General features: G+C 69.0%; 4 protein-coding genes. All 4 read right to left on the bottom strand.

Annotated features, from left to right (window positions below):
• Positions 1-1224: sensor histidine kinase (locus tag ACQRUO_RS28725; RefSeq protein WP_428319010.1), on the bottom strand; the 1224-nt coding region annotated here is incomplete at its 3' end.
• Positions 1225-1321: 97 nt separating this feature from the next.
• Complete coding sequence (locus ACQRUO_RS28730) at positions 1322-2005, bottom strand: DUF4097 family beta strand repeat-containing protein (protein ID WP_428319011.1); 684 nt, start codon at positions 2003-2005, stop codon at positions 1322-1324.
• Positions 2006-2219: 214 nt separating this feature from the next.
• Positions 2220-6110 carry a DNA-directed RNA polymerase subunit beta' gene (locus ACQRUO_RS28735; protein ID WP_428319012.1) on the bottom strand — a complete coding sequence of 1297 codons (3891 nt, stop codon included), beginning with the start codon at positions 6108-6110 and terminating at the stop codon, positions 2220-2222.
• A 121-nt stretch (positions 6111-6231) separates the two neighbouring features.
• Complete coding sequence (gene rpoB, locus ACQRUO_RS28740; protein ID WP_428319013.1) at positions 6232-9711, bottom strand: DNA-directed RNA polymerase subunit beta; 3480 nt, start codon at positions 9709-9711, stop codon at positions 6232-6234.
• Positions 9712-10425 lie beyond the last annotated feature (714 nt).

The following is a 10425-nucleotide window of genomic DNA, read 5'->3' on the forward strand; positions in this document are numbered from 1 at the left end:
GAGGGCGACCTGCAGCGCGACGCGGTCCACTACTTCCAGTCCGACCGGGGCATCCTGGTGATGGTCCCGCTGTACAACGGCCGGTTCCGGGTCTTCACCGCCGCGCCGCCGGAGCTGCGCCCGTTCCCGGATGCCCAGCAGCCCGCGCCCGCCGGACCAGCCGGAGACCCGCTCCGCCGCCGCCCCCGCCGGCCCGCGGCCGTTGTCGCGCACCGCCAGCGCCAGCTCCCCGCCCTGCGAGGCGATCCGCACCTCGGCCGCGTCGGCGCCGGAGTGCTTGATGATGTTGGTCAGCGCCTCCTGCACGATCCGGTAGGCGGCCGCCTCCACGTCGGCCGGCAGCGCCGGCAACGGCTCGGGCAGCTCCAGGCGCACCTCGACCCCCGCCGCCCGGACCCGGGCGGCCACCGCCGACAGCTCCGGCAGCCGGGGTTGCGGTGCCAGCTGCGGCGCGGCGCCCTCCTCCTTGAGCACGCCCAGCACCCGGCGCAGCTGCACCATGGCGTCCCGGCCGGCGTCGGCGATGGTGTCGAAGGTCCGCACCGCCTTCTCCGGGTCGCGGTGCACCACCAGCGGGCCGGCCTCCGCCTGGATCACCATCAGCGAGACGGCGTGCGCCAGGATGTCGTGCATCTCACGGGCGATCCGGCCGCGCTCCTCGGCCACCGCGCGCGCCGCGTCGCTGGCCGCGCGCAGCCCGACCTCCCGGGCCCGGTCGGCCTCCACCCGGGCCAGCTGGCGCAGTTCGCGCATCGCGGTGCCGAGCAGGAAGGAGCCGACCGCGGTGACCTCGCTGAAGATCATCCCGTTCATCGAGCGGGTGCCGAGGAACTGGGCCGGCACCAGGATCGCCAGCATCAGCCAGCGCTGCCACTCCCGGCCCAGGTCGGCGAGGGTGTAGATGACCAGGATCCCGTAGACGGAGATCTGCGGCTGCGCCGAGTGCGCGTAGACGCCCATCACGGCCGAGACCGTCGAGGAGGCGCAGAAGACGGCGAACGGCGCCCGGCGCCGCCAGGGCAGCGGGACGGAGCAGCCGACCGCCAGCGCGTAGGCCCACCAGGGCCAGCGGACGTCGTCGTTGTGCACCGCCCACCAGGAGACGGCCGCCGAGACCAGGGCGAGCAGGGTGTCGACCAGGTACGGGTTGACCGCCCCGAGCCGCTCCCGCACCCACCGGCTGGACGCCACCAGCCGGGCCTCCCCGCGCGTCAGCACGTTCACGTCCGCTCCTCCCCCGATTCCCGCGGCCGCCGGGAGCCTATCGCCCCACCTCAGCGGGGAACCGGGGGACTCGTGGCGGGACGGGGGCCCGACCGGCTCAGCCATTGGCGACGGAGACGCTGCCGGTCTCGGTGTGGGCGTTGATGGTCCGGCCGGTGGACCCGTCCTGCGGGACCGAGACGTCGACCGAGCCGGTCTGCGCGCCGGCCGAGACCGCGTAGCCGACCCCCTGCGGCACGGTGATGGAGATCGAGCCGGTCTCGGTGTGCGCGTCCACCGCGGTGGGCCTGGCGGTGAAGGCGGCGGTGACGCTGCCGGTCCCGGTGTGCAGCCGGGCCTTGTCCGCGCCCAGCCCGGTGGCCCGGATCTGCCCGGTGTCGACGTCGGCCTGCACGTCGGCGGTCAGGCCGGACAGCTCGATGTCACCGGTGTCCTCGGTCAGCTCGACCACGGTGCCGGCCGGCACGTGGACGTCGTAACCGACGCCGCAGTTGCGGCAGTCGTAGGTCAGGGTCAGGGTGCCGTCCGCGCTCACCCGGTGGGTGGTGGCCGGCTGCCCGTCCTTGTAGGTCTGGTGCTCGGTGACGGTGACCGCGTCGCCGCCGCCGACCACGTCGACCGCCCCGGTGTCGCCCTTGACCACCAGCTTCTTCACCGGCTGGCTGATCCCGTAGCTGACCTCCTTGTGCTGGTCGGCGTCCCAGAAGCAGCCGGTGGCGCCGAAGGCGACGATGCCGGTGATCGCGGTGCAGCCGAGCAGCTTGGCCAGACGCTGGTTCATGTCGGGTCCCCCTGGGTCCGTCGGCCCGGGCCCTCCGTGCCGACACCCCCAGGTTGCCCGCCGACCCCCCGGTCGCGGATCGCCGGACCGAGCGGTCTCTCCCCCTCCCCCGCGGGAGGGAGGGTCGGGCCCGGACTCACCGGCACCGGCGAGAAACGCCGCTGGGCGGCCACCCCGGAGGGTGACCGCCCAGCGGCGTTCGGAGCTACCCGACTCAGCCGGTGTACGGGCCGTAGTCGTAGTCGTCCAGCGGGACCGCCTGGCCGGAGCCGGCGCCGAACGGCGACAGGTCGTAGTCGTCGTAGCCGACGGCCGAGTACATCGCGGCCTTGGCCTCCTCGGTCGGCTCGACCCGGATGTTGCGGTAGCGGGGCAGGCCCGTACCGGCCGGGATGAGCTTACCGAGGATGACGTTCTCCTTGAGGCCCAGCAGCGGGTCCGACTTGGCGTGGATCGCCGCGTCGGTGAGCACCCGGGTCGTCTCCTGGAAGGAGGCGGCCGACAGCCAGGACTCGGTGGCCAGCGAGGCCTTGGTGATGCCCATCAGCTGCGGACGGCCGGAGGCGGGGTGACCGCCCTCGGAGACCACGCGACGGTTCTCGGTCTCGAACCGGCCGCGCTCGACCAGCTCGCCCGGCAGCAGCTCGGCGTCGCCGGACTCGATGATCGTCACGCGGCGGAGCATCTGCCGGATGATGATCTCGATGTGCTTGTCGTGGATCGACACGCCCTGCGAGTTGTAGACCTTCTGGACCTCGGCGACCAGGTGGATCTGGACGGCACGCTGGCCCATGATCCGCAGCACGTCGTGCGGGTTGGTGGCACCCATGGTCAGCTTCTGGCCGACCTCGACCGCCTCGCCCTCGCTCACCAGGAGCTTGACACGCTTGGAGACCGGGTAGGCGATCTCCTCGGTGCCGTCGTCCGGGGTGATGACGACCTTGCGGGTCTTCTCGGTGTCCTCGATCCGGACGCGGCCCTGCGCCTCCGAGATCGGGGCCACACCCTTGGGGGTGCGGGCCTCGAAGAGCTCGACGACACGCGGCAGACCCTGGGTGATGTCGTCACCGGCCACACCACCGGTGTGGAAGGTACGCATGGTCAGCTGGGTGCCGGGCTCACCGATGGACTGGGCGGCGATGATGCCGACCGCCTCACCGATGTCGACCAGCTTGCCGGTGGCCAGCGAGCGGCCGTAGCAGAAGGCACAGGTGCCGACCGCGGACTCGCAGGTCAGGATCGAGCGGACCTTGACCTCGCCGACGCCGTGCTTGATCAGCTCGTCGATCAGCACGTCACCGAGGTCGGTGTTGGCGGTCGCCAGCAGCTGACCGTCGACCGAGATGTCCTCGGCCAGCATGCGGGCGTAGACGCTGGTCTCAACGTCCTCCGCCTTGCGCAGCACGCCGTCCTCGCGGTGGCCGATCGCCAGCTTGAGGCCGCGCTCGGTGCCGCAGTCCTCCTCGCGGATGATCACGTCCTGCGAGACGTCCACCAGACGACGGGTCAGGTAACCCGAGTCGGCGGTACGCAGCGCGGTGTCGGCCAGACCCTTACGGGCACCGTGGGTGGAGATGAAGTACTCCAGCACCGACAGGCCCTCACGGAACGAGGCCTTGATGGGACGCGGGATGGTCTCGTTCTTCGCGTTCGACACCAGACCACGCATACCGGCGATCTGACGCATCTGCATCATGTTTCCGCGAGCACCCGAGTCGACCATCATGAAGATGGGGTTGGTCTTCGGGAAGTTCGCGTTCATCGCCTCGGCGACCTCGTTGGTCGCCTTGGTCCAGATGTTGACGAGCTCCTGCTTGCGCTCGTCGTTGGTCATCAGACCGCGCTCGTAGTTCTTCTGGACCTTCTCGGCCTGCGCCTCGTAGCCCTCGAGGATCTGGGGCTTGCTCGGCGGGACCACGACGTCCGAGATGGAGACGGTGACGCCCGAACGGGTCGACCAGTGGAAGCCGGCCGCCTTCAGGTTGTCCAGGGTCGCCGCGACGATCACCTTGGGGTAGCGCTCGGCCAGGTCGTTGACGATCGCGGAGAGCTGCTTCTTGCCCACCTCGTAGTCGACGAACGGGTAGTCCTCGGGCAGCAGCTCGTTGAAGAGCGCGCGGCCCAGGGTGGTGGTCAGGCGGAACGGCTCACCCTCGAACCAGGTGGGCTGGCCCTCCTCGTCCACCGGCGCGGCCCAGCCGCGGGGCGGCACGGTGCCGATCGGCAGGCGCAGGTCGATCGGGGCCTGGACGTCCAGCTCGCGGGCGTCGAAGGCCATGATCGCCTCGGCGGTCGACGAGAAGGAGCGGCCGGCGCCCTTCACGTTCTCGCGGTCCGAGGTCAGGAAGAACAGACCGAGCACCATGTCCTGGGTCGGCATGGTGACCGGGCGGCCGTCGGCCGGCTTGAGGATGTTGTTCGAGGACAGCATCAGGATGCGGGCCTCGGCCTGCGCCTCCGCGGAGAGCGGCAGGTGGACGGCCATCTGGTCGCCGTCGAAGTCCGCGTTGAACGCGGTGCAGACGAGCGGGTGGATCTGGATGGCCTTGCCCTCGACCAGCTGCGGCTCGAAGGCCTGGATGCCGAGGCGGTGCAGGGTGGGCGCACGGTTCAGCAGCACCGGGTGCTCGGCGATGACCTCTTCGAGGACGTCCCACACCACCGGGCGCGCGCGCTCGACCATGCGCTTGGCCGACTTGATGTTCTGCGCGTGGTTCAGGTCGACCAGGCGCTTCATCACGAACGGCTTGAAGAGCTCCAGCGCCATGGCCTTGGGCAGACCGCACTGGTGCAGCTTGAGCTGCGGGCCGACGACGATGACCGAACGGGCCGAGTAGTCGACGCGCTTGCCGAGCAGGTTCTGACGGAAACGACCCTGCTTGCCCTTCAGCATGTCGCTGAGGGACTTCAGCGGACGGTTGCCGGGGCCCGTCACCGGGCGGCCGCGGCGGCCGTTGTCGAAGAGGGCGTCGACCGCCTCCTGGAGCATGCGCTTCTCGTTGTTCACGATGATCTCGGGCGCGCCGAGGTCGAGCAGCCGCTTCAGGCGGTTGTTGCGGTTGATCACGCGGCGGTACAGGTCGTTCAGGTCGGAGGTCGCGAAGCGGCCACCGTCCAGCTGCACCATCGGACGCAGGTCCGGCGGGATCACCGGGACGCAGTCGAGCACCATGCCGTTGGGCTTGTTGCTGGTCTGCAGGAAGGCGGAGACCACCTTGAGGCGCTTGAGCGCACGGGTCTTCTTCTGGCCCTTGCCGGTGCGGATGATCTCGCGCAGGCGCTCGGCCTCCTCCGCCAGGTCGAAGGTCTCGAGGCGGTCCTTGAGGGCCGCCGCGCCCATCGAGCCGGAGAAGTAGGTGCCGAAGCGGTCGCGCAGCTCGCGGTAGAGCAGCTCGTCGCCCTCGAGGTCCTGGACCTTGAGGTTCTTGAACCGGGCCCAGACCTCGTCGAGGCGGTCGATCTCGCGCTGCGCGCGGTCGCGCAGCTGCTTCATCTCGCGCTCGGCACCCTCGCGCACCTTGCGGCGCACGTCGGCCTTGGCGCCCTCGGCCTCCAGCTCGGCCAGGTCGGTCTCGGCCTTCTTGGCGCGGGCCTCGAGGTCGGCGTCGCGACGGTTCTCGATCTGCTGGCGCTCGACGGCGACGTGCGCCTCCAGCGACGGCAGGTCGCGCTGACGGCGCTCGTCGTCGACCCAGGTGATCATGTAGGCGGCGAAGTAGATGACCTTCTCGAGGTCCTTCGGCGCCAGGTCGAGCAGGTAGCCGAGGCGGCTCGGCACGCCCTTGAAGTACCAGATGTGGGTGACCGGGGCGGCCAGCTCGATGTGGCCCATCCGCTCGCGGCGCACCTTGGCGCGGGTCACCTCGACGCCGCAGCGCTCGCAGATGATGCCCTTGAAGCGGACGCGCTTGTACTTACCGCAGTAGCACTCCCAGTCCCGGGTGGGACCGAAGATCTTCTCGCAGAAAAGGCCGTCCTTTTCCGGCTTCAGCGTGCGGTAGTTGATGGTCTCCGGCTTCTTGACCTCGCCGTGCGACCACTGGCGGATGTCGTCAGCCGTGGCCAGGCCGATGCGGAGCTCGTCGAAGAAGTTGACGTCAAGCACTGGTCGTCAAGCCCTCTTTCGTGAATCGAGAGTCTGTCTGTGGTCTGAGGGGGGCCTGGGGGCGGGCCGGCCGCCGCCGCTTTCCGATCCGAAAGCGGCGGACGGGCCGGCCCAACCTCCGTCAGACCTCTTCGACGCTGCTCGGCTCGCGCCGGGACAGGTCGATGCCGAGCTCCTCGGCAGCGCGGAACACGTCCTCGTCGGAGTCCCGCAGCTCGATGTTGGAGCCGTCCGAGGACAGCACCTCCACATTGAGGCAGAGCGACTGCATTTCCTTGATGAGGACCTTGAAGGACTCGGGAATGCCCGGCTCGGGGATGTTCTCGCCCTTGACGATCGCCTCGTAGACCTTCACGCGGCCCAGGACGTCGTCCGACTTGATGGTGAGCAGCTCCTGCAGCGCGTAGGCCGCGCCGTACGCCTCGAGGGCCCACACCTCCATCTCACCGAAACGCTGACCACCGAACTGCGCCTTACCACCCAGCGGCTGCTGGGTGATCATCGAGTACGGGCCGGTCGAACGGGCGTGCAGCTTGTCGTCGACCAGGTGGTGCAGCTTGAGGATGTACATGTAGCCGACCGAGATCGGCATCGGGAACGGCTCGCCGGAGCGGCCGTCGAACAGCCGGGCCTTGCCGGTGGAGTTCACCAGGCGCTCACCGTCACGGGTGAGGGTGGTGTTGTCCAGCAGACCGGTGATCTCGTCCTCGCGGGCGCCGTCGAAGACGGGGGTCGCGAGGTTGGTGCCGCCCTCGACCTTGTCGGCGCCGATCGCCTGCAGGCGGCGGGCCCACTCGTCGGCCAGGCCGGAGACGTCCCAGCCCTGCTGGGCGAGCCAGCCGAGGTGGATCTCCAGGACCTGTCCCGGGTTCATTCGGGACGGGACACCCAGCGGGTTGAGGATGATGTCGACCGGGGTGCCGTCCTCGAGGAACGGCATGTCCTCGACCGGGAGGATCTTGGAGATGACACCCTTGTTGCCGTGACGGCCGGCCAGCTTGTCACCGTTGGTGATCTTGCGCTTCTGGGCCACGTAGACCCGGACCAGCTGGTTGACGCCCGGGGGCAGCTCGTCGCCCTCTTCGCGGTCGAAGACGCGGACGCCGATGACCTTGCCGGACTCACCGTGCGGCACCTTCAGCGAGGTGTCGCGGACCTCACGGGCCTTCTCACCGAAGATCGCGCGGAGCAGGCGCTCCTCCGGGGTCAGCTCGGTCTCACCCTTCGGGGTGACCTTGCCGACCAGGATGTCGCCGGTGACGACGTCGGCGCCGATCCGGATGATGCCGCGCTCGTCGAGGTCGGCGAGGACCTCCTCGGAGACGTTCGGGATGTCCCGGGTGATCTCCTCGGGGCCCAGCTTGGTGTCACGGGCGTCGACCTCGTGCTCCTCGATGTGGATCGAGGAGAGGACGTCGTCCTGCACGAGGCGCTGCGACAGGATGATCGCGTCCTCGTAGTTGTGGCCCTCCCAGGACATGAAGGCGACGAGCAGGTTCTTGCCCAGCGCCATCTCGCCCTCGTCGGTGCACGGGCCGTCGGCCAGCACCTGGCCGGACTCGACCCGCACGCCCTCGTCCACGAGCACCTTCTGGTTGAAGGCGGTGCCCTGGTTGGAGCGGGTGAACTTGGCGGCGCGGTACGTGTTGTACGTGCCGTCGTCGTTGGCCACGGTGACGTAGTCGGCCGAGACCTCCTGGACCACACCGGCCTTCTCGGCGGTGATGACGTCCTGGGCGTCGACGGCGCAGCGGTACTCCATGCCGGTGCCGACCAGCGGCGCCTCGCTGCGCAGCAGCGGGACGGCCTGGCGCATCATGTTCGAGCCCATGAGCGCGCGGTTGGCGTCGTCGTGCTCGAGGAAGGGGATCATGGCGGTCGCGACCGACACCATCTGGCGCGGCGAGACGTCCATGTAGTCGACCTCGGTGCCCGGCACGTAGTCGATCTCGCCGCCACGACGGCGGACCAGGACACGCGGCTCGGCGAAGTGGTTGTCGCCGGTCAGCGGGGCGTTGGCCTGCGCGATGACGTAGCGGTCCTCCTCGTCGGCGGTCAGGTAGTCGACGTGCTCGGTGACGACACCCTGCTCGTCGACCTTGCGGTACGGGGTCTCGATGAAGCCGAAGGCGTTCACCCGGCCGTACGAGGCCAGCGACCCGATCAGACCGATGTTCGGGCCTTCGGGGGTCTCGATCGGGCACATGCGGCCGTAGTGCGAGGGGTGCACGTCACGGACCTCGAAGCCGGCCCGCTCACGGGACAGACCACCGGGGCCGAGCGCGGACAGACGACGCTTGTGGGTCAGGCCCGACAGCGGGTTCGTCTGGTCCATGAACTGCGACAGCTGGCTGGTGCCGAAGAACTCCTTGATGGAGGCGACGACCGGCCGGATGTTGATCAGGGTCTGCGGCGTGATCGCCTCGACGTCCTGGGTGGTCATCCGCTCGCGGACGACGCGCTCCATGCGGGCCAGGCCGGTGCGGACCTGGTTCTGGATGAGCTCGCCGACGTTGCGCAGGCGGCGGTTGCCGAAGTGGTCGATGTCGTCGACCTCGACCACGATGTCGCGGCCCGCGTCGTCACGCCACTCGGTCTCGCCCGCGTGCAGCTTCACCAGGTACTTGATGGTGCCGATGATGTCGGGCTCGGTGAGCACGCCGGAGTCCAGCGACTCGGCGTTGCCCAGCTTGCGGTTGACCTTGTAGCGGCCGACCTTCGCGAGGTCGTAGCGCTTCGGGTTGAAGTAGAGGTTCTCGAGCAGCGTCTGCGCGGCCTCACGCGTGGGCGGCTCGCCCGGGCGCAGCTTGCGGTAGATGTCGAGCAGCGCGTCGTCCTGGCCCTGGGTGTGGTCCTTCTCCAGGGTGGCGCGCATCGACTCGTACTCGCCGAACTCCTCGAGGATCATCTCGTTGGTCCAGCCGAGCGCCTTGAGCAGTACGGTGACCGACTGCTTGCGCTTGCGGTCGATGCGGACACCGACCATGTCGCGCTTGTCGATCTCCATCTCCAGCCAGGCACCGCGGGAGGGGATGATCTTGGCGGAGTAGATGTCCTTGTCGGACACCTTGTCCAGCGTGGAGTCGAAGTAGACGCCCGGGGAACGGACCAGCTGCGAGACGACGACACGCTCGGTGCCGTTGATCACGAACGTGCCCTTGTGGGTCATGAGCGGGAAGTCGCCCATGAAGACCGTCTGAGACTTGATCTCACCGGTCTCGTTGTTGGTGAACTCGGCCGTGACGAAGAGCGGGGCCGCGAAGGTGAAGTCGCGGTCCTTGCACTCGTCAATGGAGTTCTTCGGCGGCTCGAAACGGTGGTCGCGGAAAGTCAGCGACATCGACCCACTGAAGTCCTCGATCGGCGAGATCTCCTCGAAGATCTCCTCCAGACCGGACTTGGTGGGGACGTCCTGACCAGAGTCCAGCGCCTCCTCGACCCGGGTCTTCCAGGCCGCGTTGCCGAGCAGCCAGTCAAAGCTCTCGGTCTGCAGGGCCAGGAGGTTCGGGACCTCGAGGGGCTCCTTGATCTTCGCGAACGAGACGCGGAGCGGGGCGGTGGATGCGGCGGAATTGTTCGAGGCGTTGCGCGGCGCGGCCAAGAGGGGGGTCCTTCCGAGGGCTCGGAGCTCACTACGCGCATACCGGCCGGGCCTTGCCGAGGGGAGGAAAACCCCAGGTCAGGGCAGCGCAGACTCCGGGCGACGAGTCACGGAGCAGCTAACAGGCAGCGCAAAGGGACAGTGTAGCCAAAAGCTACACTGCTGTCCAGCCCTGATTCGGAGACCGAATCGGACGCTCCCTACTGCTCGTCCTGCCACTGCCACTGCGCACTGCAGCGGTGCCCAACCTCGCCTGAGGCCGGCACCGCGTCTCACTCACGGCTGCTCACTGGTCGACCGACCGTGGCCCACCGCTGACTCACACCGAGTCATTTCCCGCCGCGGCCCTTGGTTATGCATCCAGGGGCCACTCAAACTAACGGCCAACCGCCCTCGCGGGTGTCGGCGCGCGCCTCGAGAATCGCGCGCCGCGTGCCGTTCGTCAAGGCCCGGCCGAACCGTGGACCTCGGCATCTCCATCGCTCCGACCGCCCTCCGCGTTACACGGCCGGCCGCCCTGACCGCAGGGAGCCCCCGCGACGGGCCGCCGCCGGAAGCGGGCGGAACGTGATCACCTTACCCCGCGGCACCGACAGCCGGCACCGACGCAAAAGGCCGGGTCGGGAAACCCAGAGGGGGGGTCAAAACCCGCCCAAAAAACCCCCCCCGAAAGAAAAAGGAACTGAGGAGGAACCCTGGGGCAGAAACCCCCAA

The organism is Kitasatospora sp. LaBMicrA B282, assembly GCF_050325825.1.
GTDB lineage: Bacteria > Actinomycetota > Actinomycetes > Streptomycetales > Streptomycetaceae > Kitasatospora.